This is a genomic window from Rhodococcus sp. KBS0724 (assembly GCF_005938745.2).
Lineage (GTDB): Bacteria > Actinomycetota > Actinomycetes > Mycobacteriales > Mycobacteriaceae > Rhodococcus_F.
Genome location: NZ_VCBX02000001.1, coordinates 5,340,533 through 5,361,641, shown reverse-complemented (window position 1 = coordinate 5,361,641; position 21,109 = coordinate 5,340,533). Strand labels below are relative to the sequence as shown.

The 21,109-nt window shown below is 59.9% G+C and carries 17 protein-coding genes; 9 read left to right on the top strand and 8 right to left on the bottom strand.

Annotated elements, in window-relative coordinates; genetic code table 11:
- Nucleotides 1-33: 33 nt before the first annotated feature.
- The 5 genes from FFI94_RS24565 to FFI94_RS24545 all read left to right on the top strand — a co-directional run bounded on the left by FFI94_RS24565 (nt 34) and on the right by FFI94_RS24545 (nt 6,757).
- Nucleotides 34-1,731 carry a 3-ketosteroid-delta-1-dehydrogenase gene (locus tag FFI94_RS24565; RefSeq protein WP_138870112.1) on the top strand — a complete coding sequence of 566 codons (1,698 nt, stop codon included), beginning with the start codon at nt 34-36 and terminating at the stop codon, nt 1,729-1,731.
- Between the two features lie 363 nt (nt 1,732-2,094).
- Nucleotides 2,095-2,547 carry an SPW repeat protein gene (locus FFI94_RS24560; protein WP_185993311.1) on the top strand — a complete coding sequence of 151 codons (453 nt, stop codon included), beginning with the start codon at nt 2,095-2,097 and terminating at the stop codon, nt 2,545-2,547.
- 839 nt (nt 2,548-3,386) lie between these two features.
- Complete coding sequence (locus FFI94_RS24555) at nt 3,387-3,581, top strand: CsbD family protein (RefSeq protein WP_138870111.1); 195 nt, start codon at nt 3,387-3,389, stop codon at nt 3,579-3,581.
- A 424-nt stretch (nt 3,582-4,005) separates the two neighbouring features.
- Nucleotides 4,006-4,395 (top strand): hypothetical protein, encoded by a 390-nt coding sequence (locus tag FFI94_RS24550; RefSeq protein WP_260684280.1) that lies wholly within the window; start codon nt 4,006-4,008, stop codon nt 4,393-4,395.
- Between the two features lie 1,495 nt (nt 4,396-5,890).
- Nucleotides 5,891-6,757, top strand: a complete 867-nt coding sequence (locus FFI94_RS24545) for a M23 family metallopeptidase (protein WP_260684279.1) — start codon at nt 5,891-5,893, stop codon at nt 6,755-6,757.
- A gap of 126 nt (nt 6,758-6,883) precedes the next feature.
- Here FFI94_RS24545 and FFI94_RS24540 read toward each other — a convergent pair whose 3' ends face one another.
- From FFI94_RS24540 to FFI94_RS24520, 5 genes are all read right to left on the bottom strand, one after another.
- On the bottom strand, nt 6,884-7,435 hold the full coding sequence (locus FFI94_RS24540; RefSeq protein ID WP_138870110.1) for a hypothetical protein: 552 nt from the start codon (nt 7,433-7,435) through the stop codon (nt 6,884-6,886).
- A 171-nt stretch (nt 7,436-7,606) separates the two neighbouring features.
- The gene (locus tag FFI94_RS24535) at nt 7,607-8,986 is read right to left on the bottom strand and encodes a glutamate decarboxylase (protein WP_138870109.1); all 1,380 of its coding nucleotides are present in this window, start codon (nt 8,984-8,986) and stop codon (nt 7,607-7,609) included.
- A gap of 83 nt (nt 8,987-9,069) precedes the next feature.
- On the bottom strand, nt 9,070-11,055 hold the full coding sequence (locus tag FFI94_RS24530; RefSeq protein ID WP_138870108.1) for a YhgE/Pip domain-containing protein: 1,986 nt from the start codon (nt 11,053-11,055) through the stop codon (nt 9,070-9,072).
- A gap of 3 nt (nt 11,056-11,058) precedes the next feature.
- Nucleotides 11,059-11,694 (bottom strand): hypothetical protein, encoded by a 636-nt coding sequence (locus tag FFI94_RS24525; RefSeq protein ID WP_138873383.1) that lies wholly within the window; start codon nt 11,692-11,694, stop codon nt 11,059-11,061.
- Between the two features lie 202 nt (nt 11,695-11,896).
- Entirely contained in the window at nt 11,897-13,177 is a 1,281-nt protein-coding gene (locus FFI94_RS24520; protein ID WP_138870107.1) for an amidohydrolase family protein, read from the bottom strand.
- Nucleotides 13,178-13,355: 178 nt separating this feature from the next.
- Here FFI94_RS24520 and FFI94_RS24515 point away from each other — a divergent pair, with 178 nt between their 5' ends.
- Nucleotides 13,356-13,997 (top strand): hypothetical protein, encoded by a 642-nt coding sequence (locus FFI94_RS24515; protein ID WP_138870106.1) that lies wholly within the window; start codon nt 13,356-13,358, stop codon nt 13,995-13,997.
- A 232-nt stretch (nt 13,998-14,229) separates the two neighbouring features.
- On the opposite strand, the gene FFI94_RS24510 is transcribed toward FFI94_RS24515, so the two are convergent.
- Nucleotides 14,230-15,219 (bottom strand): linear amide C-N hydrolase, encoded by a 990-nt coding sequence (locus FFI94_RS24510; protein WP_138870105.1) that lies wholly within the window; start codon nt 15,217-15,219, stop codon nt 14,230-14,232.
- Nucleotides 15,220-16,029: 810 nt separating this feature from the next.
- On the opposite strand from FFI94_RS24510, the gene FFI94_RS24505 reads away from it, so the two are divergent.
- The 3 genes from FFI94_RS24505 to FFI94_RS24495 all read left to right on the top strand — a co-directional run bounded on the left by FFI94_RS24505 (nt 16,030) and on the right by FFI94_RS24495 (nt 19,061).
- Nucleotides 16,030-16,266 carry a DUF1049 domain-containing protein gene (locus FFI94_RS24505; RefSeq protein WP_260684278.1) on the top strand — a complete coding sequence of 79 codons (237 nt, stop codon included), beginning with the start codon at nt 16,030-16,032 and terminating at the stop codon, nt 16,264-16,266.
- A 70-nt stretch (nt 16,267-16,336) separates the two neighbouring features.
- On the top strand, nt 16,337-17,326 hold the full coding sequence (locus FFI94_RS24500) for a linear amide C-N hydrolase (protein ID WP_138870104.1): 990 nt from the start codon (nt 16,337-16,339) through the stop codon (nt 17,324-17,326).
- Between the two features lie 103 nt (nt 17,327-17,429).
- Entirely contained in the window at nt 17,430-19,061 is a 1,632-nt protein-coding gene (locus tag FFI94_RS24495; protein ID WP_144298299.1) for an MFS transporter, read from the top strand.
- 273 nt (nt 19,062-19,334) lie between these two features.
- Here the strand turns inward: FFI94_RS24495 and FFI94_RS24490 are convergent, their stop codons facing one another.
- Nucleotides 19,335-20,579, bottom strand: a complete 1,245-nt coding sequence (locus FFI94_RS24490; protein WP_138870102.1) for an MFS transporter — start codon at nt 20,577-20,579, stop codon at nt 19,335-19,337.
- A 367-nt stretch (nt 20,580-20,946) separates the two neighbouring features.
- A complete protein-coding gene (locus FFI94_RS24485; protein ID WP_138870101.1) occupies nt 20,947-21,081 on the bottom strand; it encodes an SDR family NAD(P)-dependent oxidoreductase in 135 nt (44 codons plus the stop codon).
- Nucleotides 21,082-21,109: the final 28 nt, after the last annotated feature.

Here is a 21,109-nt window from a genome sequence, read left to right as displayed (position 1 = left end):
TACCTCGATAAACCACGTGAAGGGATTTGTTCAATGGCTAAGAATCAGGCACCCCCCGCGAAACGGGCCCACGACATTGCCGTCGACCTGCTGGTGATCGGGTCCGGTACTGGCATGGCTGCCGCCCTCACCGCAAACGAGCTCGGATTGTCCACGCTGATCGTGGAGAAGACGCAGTACGTGGGCGGTTCGACGGCGCGCTCCGGTGGGGCGTTCTGGATGCCTGCCAACCCGGTGCTGGCAGAAGCCGGTGCTGGCGACACCGTCGAGCGTGCGAAGACGTATGTGCATGCGGTGGTGGGTGATACGGCACCAGCCGAACGTGGTGAGGCATTTGTCGACAATGGTGCTGCCACGGTCGACATGCTCTACCGCACGACGCCCATGAAGTTCTTCTGGGCCAGGGAATACTCCGACTACCACCCCGAACTGCCGGGCGGTAGCGCTGCCGGTCGCACCTGCGAGTGCCAGCCGTTCGACGCGTCGGTGCTGGGGGAGGAACGCGGTCGACTGCGCCCCGGTTTGATGGAAGCCGGGCTGCCGATGCCGGTGACAGGTGCTGACTACAAGTGGATGAACCTGATGGCGAAGAAGCCGACCAAGGCTTTTCCGCGCATCATCCGCCGCTTGTCGCAGGGTGTTTTCGGTAAGTACGTCCTCAAGCGTGAATACATTGCGGGCGGTCAGGCGCTTGCCGCCGGCCTGTTCGCAGGTGTCGTGCAGGCAGGTATCCCGGTGTGGACGGAAACGTCCTTGGTTCGGCTGATCACCGAGGGCGACCGCGTAACCGGTGCAATCGTCGTGCAAGACGGACGTGAGGTGACGGTGACGGCTCGGCGCGGTGTTGTGCTCGCCGCCGGCGGCTTCGACCACAACATGGAATGGCGCCACAAGTACCAGTCGGAGAGCCTCGGCGAGCACGAGAGTCTCGGTGCCGAGGGCAACACCGGCGAGGCGATCGAGGCCGCGCAGGAGTTGGGTGCAGACATCGGTTTGATGGACCAGTCGTGGTGGTTCCCGGCGGTGGCGAGCATCAAGGGGCGGCCACCGATGGTGATGCTCGCCGAGCGTGCGCTGCCTGGTTCGTTCATCGTCGACCACACCGGCCGACGCTTCGTGAACGAGGCCACCGACTACATGACCTTCGGTCAGTGCGTGCTCGATCGGGAGAAGGCCGGCGATCCCGCCGAGTCCATGTGGATCGTCTTCGACCAGGAGTACCGCAACAGCTACGTGTTCGCCGGCGGCATCTTCCCGCGCCAGCCTCTTCCGCCGTCGTTCTTCGAGTCGGGTATCGCCCATCAGGCGAGCAGTCCGGCCGAGCTCGCCCGTAAGGCCGGTCTGCCTGAGGACGCGTTCGCCGAGGCCTTCCAGAAGTTCAACGAGGCCGCAGCGGCCGGTAGTGACGCCGAATTCGGCCGTGGCGGAAGCGCATACGACCGCTACTACGGCGACCCGACAGTGTCTCCGAACCCGAACCTGCGGCCGCTCGACAACAAGGCCCTCTACGCGGTGAAGATGACATTGAGTGACCTCGGCACGTGCGGCGGCGTGCAGGCCGACGACCACGCCCGAGTCCTCCGCGAGGACGGCAGCGCCATCGACGGGCTGTACGCAATCGGCAACACAGCCGCGAATGCATTCGGCCACACGTACCCGGGTGCGGGTGCGACGATCGGTCAGGGACTGGTTTACGGCTACATCGCGGCGCAGCACGCAGCGGCGCAGTAGTTCAACGAGGTAACAGCTCCACGAACGGGAGATCAGCGCGCGTTTCCGATGACGGAACGCGCGCCGGTCTCCCGTTCGTCTATGGCCCGAATTGCCGGAGCACGAGCGCGGCCCTGACAGCTCCGAGCACCCTCGACATTCTCGATGATTGCTCCAATTATTGCTTTGGCAGGCGCCCAATTGGGTACGTATGTGGTGGTCCAGTGCACTCGCCGATTTCGGTAGCACCGACAAGGCTCGACTTCGCAAGGCAACCTTCGCCGGTGACGCTCGATTCGGAGGGTGTCTGCACCACATGGCACACGTACATACGGATCGGTAGGGAAACCTTTGCCCTCCGCTCCGGTCGAGGAGATGAATCACATGTCATCATCTACCCACGCACCGATGCACACTCACCCTGACATCATCGCGATGCGCGAGCGCTACGATCAGGCCGCAGAACAACCAACCGCCCAAGTTGTCGAGGGGCTGATGTTGCTGTCCGGACTGTATGCAGCGGCGTCCGCGTGGATCATCGGCTTCACCGCGCAAACCAATCTCACTGTCACCAACTTGATCTGTGGTGCTGCGATCGGGTTGTTGGCGGTGGCATTCGGATCCGCTTACGGGCGCACCCACGGCATGACATTCGTTGCACCATTACTCGGGATTTGGCTGATCGTCTCCCCTTGGATCGTTGCGGGTGTCGATACCAGCTCTTCCATGATCTGGTCCAATACGGTTGTGGGAGCAGTTGTCTGCGTTCTGGGTCTCGCCACGGCCGCACTGGGAATGGGGCGCGGTCTTCAGCGACGCCAAGCGGAGCCGCGATGACTGCCGACGACACCACACTCACCGCAGCCATCGGGGTCGCAAGACAAGTTCGGCGGGGGAGTGGACCACAAGATCGCGCCAGAGGTCAAAACGCAAGGGGGTCAATGCTATTGATCGGCCAACATTGAAATGGTGGCCGGAAATGCTGGTCGTGACGGCGCCGAGCGCGGTCGCGGCCAGTTGGAGCAGCACTTCCAGGAGCGCTGTCGGACAGTGCTGAGTGCCGCCGCTGCGGACGACCTTCGAGACGGACGACTTGCGAGGTGATGGACGAGCGCGCCACCAATGTGCTTCGCACCCTGCGAATCCGGCAGTACCGGGATGCTCACGGGAAATGCATCAGCTGCCTTGCCAGACCGAAAAGACGGTGGGCGAGCTTGATGACCTCCTTTCTCCAGTCTCCGCTTCGTCAGATCGGGGTGCACCCGATCTGGGGCAGTGTGCTCGAACCGCCGGTTCGAAAGATTCCCTACGGGCGCAGTATTTTTCTGTCAACCAACAGGGTTGGGCAATAGCGCGCCCGCGAACATTGCTCACCTCGATCGGGCGAGTGGGCGTGCACCTTCGAGAGATAGCGCTAGCGTTCTTCGCGCCTATCGTGAGATTTTCACCGACCGCCCACCGTTTCTCGGGAATTGATTGTCGTGATCTACAGTGTTGACGCGCAACGGAATGCGGCGTTGACTGAGCATTGCACCAGGGCCGGAAGGCCGCCACGATCTTGTCTTCGGACCGGCACGTTGGGGTCGGCGGTTGCGACGCCGATCATCACGAACGTTGCCGGAAAGGCGACTGGCGGAAACCCTTCGGCTAACAATCGCCGAAGAGAATGAACTGCCATGAGCATCGTGAAGAAATTCAAGCACAAGGCCGAAACCGCAGAGGGCGTCATCAAGAAGACTGTCGGCAAAAGTGTGGGAAACGAAAAGATGGAGGCCGAGGGGCGTGCGGACCAGGCCAAGGGCGAGGCCAAACAGGCCGGCGACAAGCTCAAGGAGGCAGGACAAAAGTTCAAGCACGTCTTCAAGCACTGACGTGCCGCACCTCTTCCCGAAGTCTCCTGTCAATTGTCTGCACTGGCGAGGGGACGACGCGGGCGTTCCGAAACAGATGGCGGTAATTGCGAGGTAGGCAAAAAGTATGAGTGCACAGCAGAATGCGAGCAGCCGAATCGCCAGCGGAGCTACACAAGGTGCGCCAGCCCGCCCAGCGGCGCGGCCTTCGGTGCGTTCGGCGAAGACCTCAACGAGATTGGGATGGGGATCAGCGCAAGCTCTCGCGGCACGGCAGGCGGCGACGGAGTCGTCCCCACGCGTTTCGCGGCGGCGCTTACCGCGGCGCGCGGAACCGACACCACGATCGAGATCGCGACATACGCATCGAAGGGACGCCGCGACTACTCGCTCCGCGTCGACGGCGTCCGCCAGCGCACGTCGCCCGCGCTCGATTGCTCCCGAAGTGGCGGCAACCGGCCCGGTGTGGCGGTCGATCGAAGCCGTTCTCGAGTGGTTGGAAGCTCACACTCACTTTGCGGACTCGGTGCGAAATCGGGTCGAGGCGCTGGTGAGCAAGCTCCAAGAGAAGGCAAAGGCGCTTGCCGAGGAAACCACACCCCACGGGCCCGGTGTATCGGCTGGTCTTGCAGGCATCCGTGCAGTTCTGGCCGGTAAGAACCCCCTGTGGCCCGCGGCCAAAGGTTTGGTGTCGGGACTGAGCGCACAAACGAAAAGCATGCTCATCATTCTGATTGTCCTCGCGCTCTTACTCGGGCCGGTGCTGCTTATCGTCCTCCTGCTCGCACTCATTATTGCGGGGGCGATCGCCGCGGTTCGAGCCGCCCGAAAATAGCAGTTCGACGAATGAACGCTGCTCTTCATGAACTCGTCGACGTCCTTGCGGTGAGATCAAACCCGCCCGCCAGATGGACAGTCGCGCATCCGGCTTTCGCCGCGCGGGTTTCAAAATGTGTGAGCCGGGTAACAATCAGAGGACGTGGGTTAAAAAGGAGTGACATGGATCCAGTGGTGTGGACAGAATCTGACGAACGAGAATCTTGGTGGCGCGAAGTACTGGGAATCGACAAATGCGTACAGGAATGAGCGACCCCGGGCGCTGTCCAACGACCGCAACGTAGCCGTCGCCTTCAACAAAAACCCGATCATTTGCGTTAAATTTCCCACCCGTCCTTGAAAAGCCGGTGACCACGGCAAAGAGTCCGTCGTCGGCGCTGCGCAGTATCAGTCGCATCGACGCGACGCGGCAATACAGGTACCCATGTAGGTAATTCGACCGGTACCGGCACGTATGGCCGCCACCCAGAATCCCGCAGCGAAACCTCTTCAGGCGATGAACGGGCTCCGATCGATACTTTCGGCTGATACGGAACGTTCGGCATGGACCGCCCCGCCTGTCCTTCGAGAAACATGTGTTGCCCCACTACGAGCGGCTTTTTGCACCCCGGGGGTGACGTGCGCCGTGATCGACCTCTTCTGAATTGCATTGGTAATCATTGATTTTGGATGATCTGAGGAACAAATAGGGTTGCATTTTCGGATGGGTGCCACGGTGGAGTGGGCCGGTGAAGCCCTCGGTATGTCTCGATCGTATGGATGCGCGCTCGCTTCCTCAGTTCCTCTGACGGGTGATCACTGACCGGATGTCGCAGTCGTGATATCGACCGGTCGGGTGGAAATCGCGAAGACAGGTATGCGCCTGGGTAATTCAGCCGTCGCATGCAGTGTCTGGACACGACATCGTATGAGTCGATTCCCATCCGCAACGCAAGGATCTGCATGCTCCACCCCTCAATGCCCGACAACCCGGGTAGGCACCCGCCCCCGTTGATCAGAATTCGACATGCTTTCAGTTCGGTGAGTTAGCGTTCGAAGCCCTCGATACGAGGATCGGTTCCACCCCTGTTCGGCGACGGATCCGGGTTCCGCCAGGACTATCGCCGGCAGGCACTGAATATTGTTCGGACCCAACCCCCGCACGTGCGGGGGTTCGCGGTACAGCCGCGGCGTCTACAAGGATGGGCGCACCACCGGAGGGGTCTGAAATCCGGCTAGGCAAGTTCGGCACCGCAACCGGGAACGCTGCGTTCCCCATGCTGGTGCCACCGGGCATGCCGCCGGGCGTCGACGTGCTCATCGGGTTCTGGACATTCCGATTGACACCCATGCGTGCGCGGTAGCGAGAGTCGCCAGTGCACTTCTCGTCGTGACGCCTTCCGAAATGTCATTCCAACGGGGTCGGTGCTGTACGCCATGCAGCTCAGCACGCATTGAGTGCTGTCTGCCTGGTCGAGACTGCACCTGCTCCGACCACATCAGTCAAGGAAAAAATGAGTAAGCACAGCAAACGCAAGACTTCCAACACAATCCGATTTATCGCCGTCACCGCAGGAGTGGGCTCACTCGTGGGCGCCGGGGCAGTAGTGAATGCAGGTATCGCCGGTGCGCAAAGCTGGTCGGCGAGCTGCAACTGGGAGTGGCCGGTCAATGGATCACTCTCTCAGGGCTACCACGGAGGACATGACGGCGTTGACTTCGCCGTTAACGTCGGCACCGTGCTCCACGCGCCTACATCGGGCACGATCTCTGTTGCCGGACCGAACGATCCGGGTGGATATGGCACGTACATCCAGTTGGAAGCAGATTCCGGCGAGCAGATCCAGATGGGTCACCTCTCCGAAACATGGGTCGGTGTCGGGGAGCACGTTCAGGTCGGCGACCAGATCGGTGCAACGGGCAACACCGGTAGCTCCACCGGTCCACATTTGCATCTCCGCATTCACAGTGGCGGGGCCGTCGATCCCATGTCATTCCTGAGTTCGGTCGGCGCGTGTGACACCGGCGCGGGCAGCGCGCCTGCACCCGAACCTGTGCTGGCGGCTGCGCCTGCGCCCGAACCTGAAGTTGTGTCTGCTCCGGAACCGGAACTTGCAGCTGCACCCGAACCTGAAACTGCGCCGGAGCCCGCGCCGGAACCGGCTCCGATTGTTGAAGCTGATGTGACCGAACCCTCACCGGTAGAGAGCATTTCGGAAGAGCAGGCTCCTGTATCGGGCGAATCCGTGGTCGTTTCGGCCGGCGATACTTTGTTCGGCATCGGTGCAGAACGAGGACTCACCTGGCAGGCGGTTTGGGACCTGAACCCACAGATCGTCGATCCTGACCAGATCTTCGTCGGTGACGTCATCAATCTGTAAGTCCGTTGCACCGATCTGGTTCAGCAGCTAGGCGAAATTCAGAGTTCCAGTTGGTGCGCGTGAGTGCTGCAGCCGGGCCGTGTATTACGGCCCGGCTGTAGTCGTGTCCTGCAGCAGAGTTTTGCTTCAGATATTGCTGAGATCGGTGAGAACCTGATCGAATGCACCCGTGCGCCCGGGTGATACCACTTTTTCGAATATCGTCAGTACACACTCGTCGAGAGCATCCGCTGCCGAGAGTTTTTTCCGGGTGACTGTATTTCTCTGCGACCACCGTCCACGTACCATGTGTGCCAACAGGATTCCGTCGCGCTGAGCTGTTGCTTTTCGGCGTGATGAATGCGCGAACAGGTACGTCCTGCCTGAGACGACGACTTCACAGCTCTTGTTTTTCCTGCGCATCGCCTTCGGTTTCTGATCGAGGAACGTGCCGATCGTGCCGTCAGTTAGGCGGAGAGTGGCGAGATGGCCTTTACGGAGCGTGAGCGTGGTTCGATCGTCAGCAACCACTGACGATTCTCGATCCCGCCTGCCGGTTGAGCTGGCGATTCCGTCGACGGGAGTCGGAAACAACTCTCCGCGCATGATCCCAAACGGGTCGAATATCGCAATTGTCGAGCTCTCTTCGGCAGGCTTGATGAACCACCCGGTTTCGGTGGGACTGCTGTTCCAAGTCATGCGGAGGATTATTCCTCCTCCGTTCCTGAATATGGCACCGCGAGACTCCGAGCTCGGCGAAGCCACAGACGAGCGCGGGCCTACCTCTTGGAACATGTGCACGTGAACGCGCCGAAAAATAGGTCAGGCCACCTTCGGGTGGCCTGACCTATTTCTCTTTCTCGGCGGCCGTCAGTGCGCGAAGGCTTTCTTCGCAGGTCGCTCGGCGGCGCTGTTTCTCAGTTGTTGGACGACCTCGTTGATCGCGGTCACCAGTTTGTATGCGAGGTCCTGACTGAAGCCTTCGCGTAGCACGATGCGCAGGACGGCGACGTCCTCGGCATCAGCGGGCATCGTGTAGGCGGGAACTTGGAAGCCGCGAGCTCGCAGTTCGTGGGAAATGTCGAAGACGGTGAAGCCGGGGTCGTCGACGACTTCGAAGGACAAGACCGGGATGGCAGTGCCGTCGGTGATGACGTGCATGTTGTCGATCTTCGAGATAGCCGCGGACAGCATCAGTGCGGTATCGCGTAGGGATTCCATGATCTGGGTGTAACCGGCTACACCGAGGCGAATGAAGTTGTAATACTGCCCGACCACCTGATTACCTGATCGGGAGAAGTTCAGGGTGAAAGTCGGCATGTCTCCACCGAGATAGTTGACGCGGAACACAAGATCTTCCGGTAGATATTCCTTCGAGCGCCAGACCACGAACCCGATGCCCGGATAGGTCATTCCGTACTTGTGGCCGCTGACATTGATCGATACAACACGCGGAATCTTGAAGTCCCACTTGAGTTCCGGATGTAGAAATGGGACGACGAAGCCCCCACTCGCGGCGTCGACGTGCAGCGGTACGTCTGGGCCGCCGTTCGCTGCGATGTCGTCGAGTGCTTCAGCGATCTCGGCGACGGGTTCGAGTTCGCCAGTGAAGGTGGTGCCGAGGATGGCGACTACACCGATGGTGTTCTCGTCGACAGCGTCGCGGACCTGTTCGGGGGTGATGACGTAGCGGCCCTTGGCCATCGGAAGGTACTTCGGTTCGACGTCGAAGTATCGGCAGAATTTTTCCCAGACGACCTGGACGTTGCTGCCGAGGATGAGATTCGGCTTCGTGGTGTCTTTGCCTTCCTGTTCGCGGCGTTGCCGCCAGCGCCACTTGAGGGCGAGTCCACCGAGCATGACAGCTTCGGAGGAGCCGACGGTGGAGACCCCGGTCGCGGAGGCCGGGTCGGATGTCAGTCCTTCGGCATGGAAGAGGTCGGCAACCATGTTGACGCAACGAGTTTCGATTTCCGCTGTTGCTGGATACTCGTCCTTGTCGATCATGTTCTTGTCGAATGTTTCGGCCATCAGACGATCGGCTTGAGGGTCCATCCAGGTGGTGACGAACGTGGCGAGATTCAGTCGTGAACTACCGTCGAGCATCAACTCGTCGTGGATGAATCGGTATGCCGCTTCGGGGTCGGACTCGGCTTTGGGTAGCCGTAGCGCGGGAATCGGATCCGTGCCGAGTCTGCCGGTGTACGCGGGCGCGAGGGTTTCGGTGGGAGCTGCAAAAATATCTGACATCTTTCTCCTCCAATAGTCGAACGAGCGATTACGGATCAGTCGGACAGTCCAGAATTGAGTCGAAGTTGTAGCGTCGCAGCGCTCTACACTTCGATCGACGGGTACAGACGTTCCATGGTGTATCGGCGGTTACGGCGTACCGAGAGTGCGCTGATAGTCATTGAGACGAGCAGAATGCCGGAAAGAACGGCGATTGCTGTCCACAGTCGCGAATCGACGTGTTCGGCGGTGATGAGTTGCCGCAGTCCGTTGACGGTATACGTCATCGGGTCGAAGGGGTGGATGTATTGAAATGGCGTAGCTGTAGTGGGTACTGGATAGATGCCGCCGGCGGAGACCAGTTGCAGCATCAGGAAAGCCAATGTCACCACTCGGCCCACTGCAACTCCGAAGAGAGCATTGAACATCTGGATCATCGCCAGATAGGTCGCCGAGACCAGCATCAGGAACAAGATCGTTCCGGGAACGTGTTTGACGTCCAGGCCGACTCCGATGTGTACGACTGCGTACATCGTGATCACTTGGAGGATGCCGATGAGAAGTGCCGGCCAGTATGAAGCCAGAACGGTTCGATAGAGGCCGAGACCGCTAATAGTTGCGCGGGATTGTAACGGGGTCAACAACATCCAGGTGATGATGCAGCCGACGAACAGGGCCAGAGAGAGGAAGAACGGCGCGAATCCGGTACCGAACGTGGGCGCCTCGTTCGTGTAGTCCTGCTTGAGTGCGACCGGAGTGGACAGGGTGTCCGCGGTAGCGGTGCGCTGATCGTCGGTCCAGCTGGGTACTTGCCCAGCGCCCTTTGCGAGTGCATCTGCCAGTTCATTCGAGCCCGATTGCAGTTCCACCATCCCCGAAGCTAACTGATCGGCTCCGCTCGCGAGCTGGTTGCTACCGTCGGTCAACTGGATCAGTCCGGAGTTCAAGGTCGTGGCTCCGGAACTGAGCTGGTCGGCGCCGTCGCGTAGTTGCTGCACATCCGAGGCGAGCCCTCCGTTTTGCAGGAGTGCGAGTCCGGATTGCAGGGGACTGGATGGATCCGTCAACTGGTATTCGAGTGCGCGTGCATCTTCGCTGAGCCGATTGATTTCCGCTTGTATTGCGGCAGTGTCGCTTTGGGGTTGTGTTGCGGCGAGTGGGGTGAGTGCTGCAACGGCCTGTTGTGCGAGCGGGTCAGTGCTGGGCCCGAGAAGGTCGACAACTCGCTGCACCACGGGGGAGATGGTCACTGGTGGCGGTTGTGGGAGGCGATCTCCGAGAGCGGTGAGGGACTGCCGCAGTTGCGCCGCTTGGGCTCCGAGGTCGGGCACGTTGCTGGAGTCGAGGGCGTTGAGCAATGGATCGGCGACACCGTCGATCGCCGTGGCAAGTTGCCCGGCGCCTGCGGCGAGCTGCGCAGACCCATCGCGTGCGGTAACCATGTTGGTGGCGAGTTCGTCGGCGCCGGAGCTGAGTTGATCGGCCCCTCCTTTGGCTGTGTCGATACCGGCAGCGAGGGTCTTCGCTCCGTCGGCAGCCTGGCCCAGGCCCGAACCGGCGGTCTGCAGACCCGTCAGGACCTGGCCGACACCTTGGGCTCCGATAGTCGAGTTGACCTGGTTGATGACCTGTTCGGACGCGTCCTGCCCGATGATGGTGGCCAGATAATTATTGGCGTCGTTGAAGGTGAAGGTGAGATCGGCCTTCTCGGGGTTGTCACCGTTGGGTGACTCGACAGCATCGCTGAAGTTCTCCGGCAAGGTGATCGTGAAATAGTACTTGCCGCTGGAGAGTCCGGCTTGGGCTTCTTGCTCCGAGACCTCCGTCAAATCGAGTTGTCCGGAGGCGATGAGCGACTTGACGACCTGATCGCCGGCGTCGACTTGTTGGCCTGTCGATGTTCGCCCCGAGTCGTTATTGACAATCGCTGCGGGGATCTTGTTCACCTCGCCGAAAGGATTCCAGAAGGCCCACAAGTACATTGCGCCGTAGAGCAACGGTAACAAGATGATGGTGACGATCGCGATCCGTGGCAGGGTGCCGCGAGAGTAGCGTTTGACATCACTGCCCAGAGATATACCTGCGAGCATCAGTCACCTTCCTTCTGTCATAACGCCGATATCGCCGGCACCGAGCAATCCGTGCATGTTCACCACCGCGTGGACGCCGGTATCTGGCGGGAGTGCGTTGACGTCTGCGGTGATCACCGACTGGTGCTCGCCGAGTGCGACAAGCCGTTGCAGCAGAGCGGCTCTTTCGAGGTCGTCGGCGATTTTGTCGACGCGCCCCACGACGAGTAAAGGCGGGCGTTTGGTGTTCGCGACCGCGATCCGCAACAACAATTGTTGGATTTCCGGGAGGTCGTCGACGAAGGCGTTGAGCGGGGGTAGTTCGATGTCACCGAACGTGTCCGCGCACATGTGTGCGACTTCCGCCTCGCTCACGCGGGGAACGAATTTGTACCACGGCGAATCCCAACGCAGTTGTTCGGTCACCATGTCGCACACGGTCACCGACGGGCGGACCTCGTCGAGTTCGTTCAGACATGCGATCGCCGAGATGGCCAAAATCCTGCTCGGATTATCGTAGCCAAGTACCGCTAATGTCCCTGCGGACAATCGCATACGTCCACACAGTGCCATCAGCAAGGCGGTTCTTGCGGCGCCGGCCTGGCCTGCGATCACGGTGACACCGCCTACATCGATATCCATATCGAGTGGGCCGAACACGTGGCCCCAAGGTCCGTGTAACTCGATGCCCCGAGCGGAGACCAACGTTCCCGTCAATGTATTGGCGGGCAATTGCCAACTCTCTGAACTGGTTTCAACCAACTTGAGGCCTCCCGACCTTGGTGCGGCACGGCGGCGCGGAACTACGCGAGGCGTCCCCGGTGGGCTCGACTCGTGGAGAATCACGCATCGACGAGAGAAGTCACAAAGTGTTCTTTACGACCTGGCCGTTCTTGACAATGACCGTGAGGCTTTTGCCCGGATCTGCGAGCAGGTTGAGGTCCTCGAGCGGATTTCCGTCGACGAGAAGGACATCGGCCCACGCACCCTCGGCGATGACTCCGAGCGGTGCCTGCCGATAGGGATCACGCTCTCCGGCGAGTCGGAATAGTTCGGCATTTCCGGAGGTGAGCATTCGCAGGGCGTCGACATTGCTGTAGTGGTCGCCGAGCCGGGCGGCCATCTCGCTCTGTCTAGGTGCAATCTGCGGTTCGAGTAAAAGGTCAGTGCCCCAGGCTGTTTTGACTCCGTGTTTGCGGGCCCAGCTGTACACGTCATCGGTACCGGTGCAGATCTCACGGTCCTTTTCTGCGCGGCCGGGGTCGGGGTAATGGTGGTCCCCCAAGGCGAAGGGCTGCATCGAAAGCCAAATGTCCTTCTCGGCCATCATGGCAATAGTTTCCTCGTCGGCGAGATGGCCGTGTTCGATGGACTTCACGCCGGCATCGATCGCGCGGCGAATGCCGGTGACGTTGTAGACATGGGTAGCGACGTAGGTTCCGTAGTCTGTGGCAGCATTGACCGCTGCGCGTAGTTCGGGGTCGGTGAACTGGACTGTGTAAAGAGGGTCGTACATCGATGCTGCGCCGCCGCCGACCATCATCTTGATCTGTGAGGCACCTTTTTTGAGTTGTTCACGCACTGCGGCCAGTACTCGCTCGGGGCCGTCCGCGACGCGCATGAAGCCGATTTCTTCCGCGCGAGACTGCTTTCCGCCCAGGGCGGTGGGGCATTCGTAGACAAACCCGAAGTCGCCGTGCCCACTGGTCTGAGAGATAGCGGCCTGGGAGGGATAGATTCGCGGTCCCTCGAACAGTCCTCGGTCGATGACGGATTTGATGCTGCTGGTGTCGCCGGCCATGTCCCGGACCGTGGTGAACCCGCGGTGGAGCATGTTCTTGGCCTCGGCGAGGCCATTGAGAGCGATATGCGCTTCGCTGCCCGTCACCATGTCGATGTACGAATTCGCGTTGCCGACCAGATGCACGTGCGCGTCGCTCATGCCTGGGATCAGAACTCGATTCCCGCCGTCGATGACCGTGGTCTCTCGGCTGGGGTCGTCTCCGACCGGGGATTCCGAGACTCCCGCAATCGTTTCTCCGTCGATCAGAACGTCACCCGAAACCACTGTCGAAGAGACGCCGTCGAAGATACGAACATTGCGGAACAGTAAACGATGTCCAGCTTTTGAAGGGGCTGTCATAACCCGCACGCTAACAGCGAAATTCGGACATTGCGGGCAAACAATGAAAAATCACCTTATTGATTTGGTAACGATCAGTCTCGACGAATCGCTCGGGGACGAAAGTCCTGGTTGGTGTATGCGTGAAATATCTCGGATCCGCCAAATATTGTGTTGCAGTTGAACTACACTGCAGCGCATGCTGATTCACCCGACATTGCGCATGCAGTCCTGGGGATTCGTGATCGGATCGACTCTCTTCGCACTCGGCTCGGCGCCCTTCCTTTCGTCGCTTTTCGGTGCGACGCTCGCGAACGTCTTCTTTTTCGCGGGGTCCTGGTTTTTCACCGGCGCCGCCTTTATCCAGTTGATACTCAGTGGTCCGGCCACTACTTCCGACTCCGGTAAGCCGGCAATCCGTGCTGTGTGGTTATCGGCAGCGGTGCAGTTTCTCGGCACAATATTGTTCAACATCAGTACAGGATCAGCGCTGCACGACCTCAACGTACGAGGAGAAATGCACCTCGTCTGGAATCCCAATGCGGAGGGTTCGATCGCATTCCTCGTATCGAGCGGCCTCGCCGTGCTTATCCTGTGGCGCGCAAAGACGTACTGGGCGCCGCGATCGACGGAATGGCAAAGCGTATGGCTCAACACATTTGGATCTATTGCTTTCGGCGTCTCTGCCGTCGGATCGTTCATACTTCGTGACGGAAATACGCTTGACCCCAACGTGGCGAATGTCGGAACCTTCGTCGGTGCGTTGTTCTTCCTGTTCGCTTCCGCAGTGTTCCTCGGAAAAAGCACCCGACCGGTGTCGGCAATGGCAGAAGCAGTCTGAGAGTGCACCGGCTTCATTGTGCGTAATTCCGGAAACAGTGGTGAGAAGGTCAGGATCTGCCGGCATTACCGATCAGGCCGCGGTTCTCGTGTGTTTCGGTGTACTCGAATTCAGTCGTTGAACACACAAGAATCGTGAAATGCAATCGATCAAGGTTTATCGCGCGAATACCGGCGGTTATATGTGCTGCCCATAGCTTGCCAGCACATGTAACCGCCGGATTCGGCTCCGATCAGGACGGTAAGGTGAGGAACTTCAAAGGGTCGGTCTGGTCGAAGCGTCCAGTGACATTTCCGGCGAGCCCACCCTCTAGCGCGGTGTCGCCGATCAGGTCGAGTTTGCCGGTCGGAGCGCCCTCATCGAAGTTCAATTCACTCAACTCGACCCAGACGACATTGGGTCGAGTTGTCGACTCGAAGACGTATCGCTTGTTGGTGAGGTCGGAAACGGTCTGCCAAATGGTCTGGGATGCGTTCGGTTTGTCTGGATCAGGGATGCGGAACGGTTGTGCAGTGTTACGGATGACGCTGAACATGCCGGCGATTGCTTCAAGTTGGCTCTTGGGCGCGGGAAGGCGTCCGACGTAATACGCCGCGCGTGCGAATCTGTCGGAAGCCACGGTGGTGCCCGGAAGGGGCTTGTCTCCACCGAACCCCTGGACCAGCTTCAATAGTTCGATCTGCTTGTCGTAGGTGGGGGAGTTTGTCATCACGCGGTAATCGCGGCTGTGCCACACGCTGGGTTTTCCGTCGATGTATTCGATGACGACGGAGTCGCCGTTCGCATCGTCCAACGCGAGGTGCACTGCGGGTACTTCGCCGGTGCTCGGATCTCCCAGCGGGACGACCTGCACACTGGTTTCCTCGATCCAGGCCACTGCGTCGTCGACGGTGGCGAAGTTGTCGAGAAAGTACTGCATCCAGACCGCCATACTCAAGGCGGGTTTGCTCCTGTCGTGCTCGCCGTACGTTGATTCGGAGAGCCAGAGAATATGCCCGGCAAGGCCAATCTCGTTCATCCCGTCGACGGTCATCATGTCGTACGCTCCCGCCACGACGCTGCCGTACCGGGCCGTCCAGGACAGTTGCCCGCCCACGCCGTCATCTCGTTTGATTCCCCGAGGCATGACCCACAGATTCGTGCCGGTATCTCGGTGGTAGTCCATGTTTCGGCCGACCAGGACCGCCCCACCGGGTTCATTCCAAATGACGCGAGTGCACATACTTTCACCTTTCATGGATCAGATGTGGGACGAATCAGTGCTCAGACAATGGGTATCGGAATATTCCCCCGGATATGGTGTGCGAGGTCCGCCGCTCGGCACGGGAGCGTGCGGTTTATCTGCGATATCGGTGGGTAATCCGTCGTCGTTGTGAACAGTCGAGACCGATGACAAGCAGCGGGAATTACATCGCAGGTCTTTCAGGTGCAATCTGCTTTTCACCTCCGTGTACAGGAGCCTCGCTGTCGTTTTCGACGTATGTCGCGGATCGACGCGTTCCACGAATTGCCGAGTCCGACAAAGCGTGTGAAAGAAGTGCGTGTGGGCGACTTCTCTTTGTTTGTATCACGGGTCTCGTGTTCGCATGGGCATTCGGTTCAAGTGCCGGGGTGAAATCAGGGTGAATTTTGCGATTTCGCGCGTGATGGCACGCGCGATGTGTTTGGTGAACAGCCACCTGCCGCGTGCAGCAAGTAGGTGATCGGCTGGCAACGCAAAGACAGTGAAGAGTTGGTTGGCAAAGTCGAAATATTCGCCCTAATCGACCATCGCAGAGCGTCTCGCGTGTTAGATTTCGATTGTTCCAATCTTTGTCCTGCGCCCGCTTAGTCCGGCTCGGATTTATTTGGGCAAGTTCCTGTGACCGTGCCGACCAGCCGTCCCTCCTAGACACGGACGTCTGGATCAATTCCCGCACGGTCGGCGAACCGTAACCGCGAGCGTTCCCACCTACGTGGAGTTCCCCGCCCATCAAGTACGAATCCTCGCAGGCTGACCATTCGCCGACTGCGACGACGAAAGGTACCTCCCATGAACTCGGATACCCAGATTGGCTCCGCCACATCATTACTCACCCCTCGGAATATCCTTGCCGCGGTGTTGGTGGTGCTTGCGGTGATCTTCGTATTCCAGAACCGGAGCGCGACCACGATCCAATTGTTCTGGGTATCCGTGCAATCACCACTCTGGCTGACCCTCGCCGTGATTCTCCTACTCGGCTGGATCGCCGGCCTGCTCACCACCCGCCGCAAAAAACCTGCCAACTGAACCGACAGTGGCGATGGGTTCATCCGTTTGTCGAAACAACAATGGCTCTCGAAATACAGAAGGTGAAACGATGTGTACCAGAGTAATTTGGCCTGATGCTGCAGGAGCTGTTCTCGTCGGCCGCAACATGGATTATCACCGCGACACCGGGACAAATCTGTGGTTGCTTCCCCGGGGGATTGAACGCAGCGACGGCGTCGGTGGTTCCCTCAGTTGGACAGCCGAATACGGCAGCGTCGTGGCAGGCGCGTACGACATGATGACCGTCGACGGTATGAACGAGGCGGGACTGGCGGGCCATATCTTGTGGCTCGCCGAATCGGATTACGGTACTCACGACACGTCGAGGCCAAGCCTGAGCATGGCGATCTGGCTGCAGTACTTTCTGGACAACTTCGCCACCGTGGCCGATGCCGCTGCCTGGATCAACGATTCCGGTGTTCAGGTTGTACCGCTGGGGGATCCGGCCACCGGAGAGGTGCCCGCGGTTCACCTCGCGTTGGACGACGCGACCGGAGATTCCGCGATCATCGAGTACCTCGACGGCAAGGCGACCGTCTGGCACGACCGTAAATACCTCGTGATGACCAATTCTCCGTCCTTCGACAAGCAGATCGAACTGCTCAAGGAGGTCGACGGGTTCGGAGGAACCAAGCCGCTGCCGGGGACCACGCTCGCGGCCGACAGGTTCGCCCGCGCAGCTTATTATGTGGGCCGGCTGCCGAAGCCGAACAGCGAAGTCGAGGCGGTCGCGGGAATGTTCAGCGTCATCCGCAATGCTGCGCAACCTTTCCGCATCCCTGATCCAGACAAACCCTATGCCTCGCAGACGATTTGGCAGACTGTGTCAGATCTGACGAATAAGCGGTACGTCTTCGACTCGACTACGCGACCCAATGTCGTGTGGGTGGACTTCGACAAGCTGGACTTCAGCGAGGGTGCGCCGGCAGGCAAGCTCGACCTGATGAGCGACACGTCCCTCGAAGGCGGACTCGCCGGTAACGTCTCTCGCCGATTCGAGGAAACGCCGCCACTGCAATTCCTGACTCTGCCGTCCTGATCGACGGCAGCAGACTCACGGCGAAAGAGACCTCGCGCGGGTGGTGACTCTCGCCGCCGTTACGCCGCCGCCGGACATCACCGATCCCCCGAGGGGTGCACATATGGACACTGCGGATCAGTTGCCTTCCGTTACCGTGACAACCGAGAGTGCAGTCGACGCTCAACTCAGGGCGAGTTGGTTACCGCTTGTGCTCGTGTGCTTCACAGGTCTGGTCTCGGTGTTCAACGCCACGGTGTTGCCGATGGCGATCAGCGGGATCGTAGAGGGTCTCGACACCACGATTTCAAACGTGCAGTTGGCGATCGTCGCGTACGGCGTGTTCGTGGCAGCGTTCACGATTACGGGCGGCAAGATCAGCGGGGTGTTGGGTGCTCGAAATACTCAGCTGCTTGGCTTGGGTATCTACGCGGTCGGCATGCTGTCTTGCGTTCTGGCACAGAGTGTCTCAGGTCTGATTGCCGGTGAGGCGATCGCCGGTCTCGGTGGCGCTCTACTTGTGCCCAACGCTCTGGCGATTCTCGGCCAGACATATTCCGGTACGCAGCGCACCGTTGCGGTGTCGGTCCTGGCGGGTACGACCGGAATCGGTGCCGCGCTGGCTTTGTTGGTCGGGGGATTTCTCGTGCAGGCCTGGGGGTGGAGAGCGCCCTTCGTGCTTCTGCTCGTAGTAATCGCAGGAACGAGCGTCATCGCGTACCGTCTACGGCTTCCGAGGACTACGTTCCGAGGGGCCGTCGACAAGATGAGCATCGCTCTGTCGGCCGTCGGCGTACTGATGTTGGTCGCCGCCATCAATCAGATCGGATCGTGGGGGCTTCTCCTCGCTGCCGACGGTGCCCCCTTAAGTGTGCTCGGCCTCTCGCCCGTGCTCGCGTTGCTGCTGATCGGCGGCCTGGTGCTGCACACATTCGTCGCGCGACAACGCGCGTTGCTCGATACGGATCGGACTCCCTTGCTCGACCCCCAGGTGTTCGGGTCGGGGCTCAACCGCGCGTGTCTGAGTGGCTTGGTCGCGGTGAACCTGTTGATGGCCGGCGTGAGCTATCTTTTGCCGCTCTATACACAGATGGTGCTGGGCAAGAGTCCGTTGGGGACGGCACTGATGCTGATACCGATCTCCCTTGCTGCACTCGTCTCCGCGGCTGCCACACCAGTTCTCATGCGACTGTTAGCGTGCCGTTGGCTGTTGACCGCCGCCCACGTGCTGGCCGCCGCGTCGGTGATACTGCTGGCGCTGACAATCTCCAACCAATGGTCAGGAGCGTGGACGTTGATCAGTGAGATCTGTTTGGGCCTCGGTATCGGAGTGGGGCTGAGTGCGGGCAGTGCACTGCTCATGGAGACCAGCCCCCAATCTCTCTCCGGAGAGATCGGCAGCGCTCGGGGAATGGCGAACTTTCTCGGGCTGTGCACCGGCACCGCTGTCGCCGGGGCCGTGCTGATGTCGGTGCTTGCGCAGTCCGCTTCGGTCCGTGTCGCTGACGACTTGGATCTTATGTCCGACAGCAGAATTGAAGTGACAACGAGTTCGGTTAGCTTCGTCGAGAACGACGACCTCCGCAGCCGCCTTGCCGGAATGGAGTTGACATCGGCGCAGCTCGACCGCGCGGTGGAAATCAATGTCGAATCCAGATTGGTTGCTCTGCGCGCGAGCCTCTGCGTGCTCGGGTTGGCGGCGCTACTGCCGATCGTGACGTTCCGGCATCTGCCATCCAGGCGGGAAGTGGATTGAGCTAGTCCGCCTACTCTTCAGGACTCGGAGCGTCACACCAGTTGTCGCTGTGGTTCTCGGACCTCAGATGTTGTTCGTGGAAGGTGTCTGATTGATCGGCTGTCCACTGCTGGGGCTGCTCCTCGGTGGCTTGACCTTGCGCGGACGCGCGGCCATGAAGGTGTGAATCATGGCCGCGCGGTGGTGGGATTTTGATGTCATCAAGGAACGTGGAGCCCTCGGCGTTGAATCCTGGGGGAGCTGTCCTGGGGAGTGAGGATCTTCGGTCTTGATTTAAGGCGAAGGCTCACTGGGGGAGGCTGTTCCCACTCTTCGGGGTATGAAAAGGCATGCAATAAGGGCGGCAGCCAGGACAGCGGCGCATGACAGGAACGCTGCGGGGGCACCGGCCCCGTCCATGAGGGCACCTGTCGCGTAGGGGCCCACAATCGCTCCAACGTCGAACGCGATCCAAAAGGTGGCTACCGCCAGTCCGCTATCTCCCTTGGGTACCTCTCCGAGGAGCGATGGTGCCGTGGTGGAAATCAGTCCGTGAGCCAGTCCGAGTCCGACGAACGCAGCAACGATCAGGGGTAGTGCCTCGAGCTCACCAAACAGAGCATTGACACCAAGCGCCACAACGAGAGCAGCGATGGTGACAGTTCGAAAACTCAGCCGTCCGGCCACTGCACCGAGGCTGGTTGCGACAACCTGGGCAACCGCCGCCACTGTCAACATCAAGCCGATCACACCAACACCAAATCCGATGTCGTGAAGACGAGCCGGCATAACCACCGTGCGCGCACCGTACAGCACCCATCCGGTTACGAGCTGAACCAGCATCACTGCAACGAACGTGCGGCTGCGGAATAGTTGCCGAACGAGGCTCCAAGTCGAGACGGGCACAACATCTTCGGCATCAATGCCGTCACTCGTGCGGACTTGTCGCACGCCTCGCAGAGCGACAAAGGCGACTACCGACCCCACGCCAAGAAGTGCACCATAGACGATAAGAGGCAGCCGCGGGTCGATCGCTGCTACCAACCCGCCAATCGCTGGTCCTGCGATCATTCCCAGTGATATGGCTGTGAAGTAAATGCTCATCGCCCGTGCGCGTTGCGCGGAGGTTGTGAGGACGAGCATCAATCCGGTGCCTGCGACGGTGAACGCGGCGTTGCCTAGACCACTTATCGATCGAAACGCGACAAAGAGTTCAAAGTTGGGTGACAGGCCGGCGGCGACGCTGCATACAGATTGGACCACGAGTCCGACTACGAGAACACTCCGCAGACGGAATTTCTTCAGCAAGCCCGTCAGGGAGATATTCGTGATCAGGCGGCCCGCCGCGAATCCACTGACAGCGAGACTTACGCTCGCTGCCCCGACGGAGTAAAGGTCTGCCAGCGCCGGTAGCGACGGCCCCAGCATTCCGTAGCCGAGACCGGACGCGGAAGCGATGGCCGAGAGGATCCACACGGTTGACGGCACTCGTGTGCTTTTCACGGCTTCTGCTGGGGGATCACTAACAGTGCGCGTCATCGGTGGAGCGCCTTTGGCTGCGATTCCATTGGGGCACTGACGGACCGAGCATTGACCGGCTCAGACATGGGAGTGGTCCTCGAACATTATGCGGACGATGGCCGCGCGATTATATTCCCCTGCAACGGAAATCGTCAAACTGAAGCTGTCAGATGCCTTTCGGGTGAACGGATGCGAACGTGGCAAAATCTTCATTGGTACTCCTGGCAACGGGGATGGTGAGCCACGGAAAACATGATGGCTGACACGAGTGTGGTAAACCGTAGTGAGCTCAGCAACAGCTGACGCCAAATATCTTCCGATTGGTTTAAGATGCTGTCCGCCAGAAACTTTCGGTAAGGATATTTCTGTGGATCCGGAGTTGTCTTCACGTTTCTTCGCTCGACCGGAGGTCGCTGAGCACGAGTTTGACACCTTGGGCCGCGAACATGTGGCTGGTGGATGCTCCGATGCCTCTAGCGGCTCCCGTGACGATCGCGACTCTGCCGTCGAGAGATCCCATGATGTTGTTGTCCGCCTGATTGTTTCGT

Bases quoted from the DNA above. Each gene is read 5' to 3' on its own strand.
- FFI94_RS24565 (WP_138870112.1), top strand. From the start codon at position 34: ATGGCTAAGAATCAGGCACCCCCCGCGAAACGGGCCCACGACATTGCC.
- FFI94_RS24560 (WP_185993311.1), top strand. From the start codon at position 2,095: ATGTCATCATCTACCCACGCACCGATGCACACTCACCCTGACATCATC.
- FFI94_RS24555 (WP_138870111.1), top strand. From the start codon at position 3,387: ATGAGCATCGTGAAGAAATTCAAGCACAAGGCCGAAACCGCAGAGGGC.
- FFI94_RS24545 (WP_260684279.1), top strand. From the start codon at position 5,891: ATGAGTAAGCACAGCAAACGCAAGACTTCCAACACAATCCGATTTATC.
- FFI94_RS24540 (WP_138870110.1), bottom strand. From the start codon at position 7,435: ATGACTTGGAACAGCAGTCCCACCGAAACCGGGTGGTTCATCAAGCCT.
- FFI94_RS24535 (WP_138870109.1), bottom strand. From the start codon at position 8,986: ATGTCAGATATTTTTGCAGCTCCCACCGAAACCCTCGCGCCCGCGTAC.
- FFI94_RS24530 (WP_138870108.1), bottom strand. From the start codon at position 11,055: ATGCTCGCAGGTATATCTCTGGGCAGTGATGTCAAACGCTACTCTCGC.
- FFI94_RS24520 (WP_138870107.1), bottom strand. From the start codon at position 13,177: ATGACAGCCCCTTCAAAAGCTGGACATCGTTTACTGTTCCGCAATGTT.
- FFI94_RS24515 (WP_138870106.1), top strand. From the start codon at position 13,356: ATGCTGATTCACCCGACATTGCGCATGCAGTCCTGGGGATTCGTGATC.
- FFI94_RS24510 (WP_138870105.1), bottom strand. From the start codon at position 15,219: ATGTGCACTCGCGTCATTTGGAATGAACCCGGTGGGGCGGTCCTGGTC.
- FFI94_RS24505 (WP_260684278.1), top strand. From the start codon at position 16,030: ATGAACTCGGATACCCAGATTGGCTCCGCCACATCATTACTCACCCCT.
- FFI94_RS24500 (WP_138870104.1), top strand. From the start codon at position 16,337: ATGTGTACCAGAGTAATTTGGCCTGATGCTGCAGGAGCTGTTCTCGTC.
- FFI94_RS24495 (WP_144298299.1), top strand. From the start codon at position 17,430: ATGGACACTGCGGATCAGTTGCCTTCCGTTACCGTGACAACCGAGAGT.
- FFI94_RS24490 (WP_138870102.1), bottom strand. From the start codon at position 20,579: ATGACGCGCACTGTTAGTGATCCCCCAGCAGAAGCCGTGAAAAGCACA.
- FFI94_RS24485 (WP_138870101.1), bottom strand. From the start codon at position 21,081: ATGGGATCTCTCGACGGCAGAGTCGCGATCGTCACGGGAGCCGCTAGA.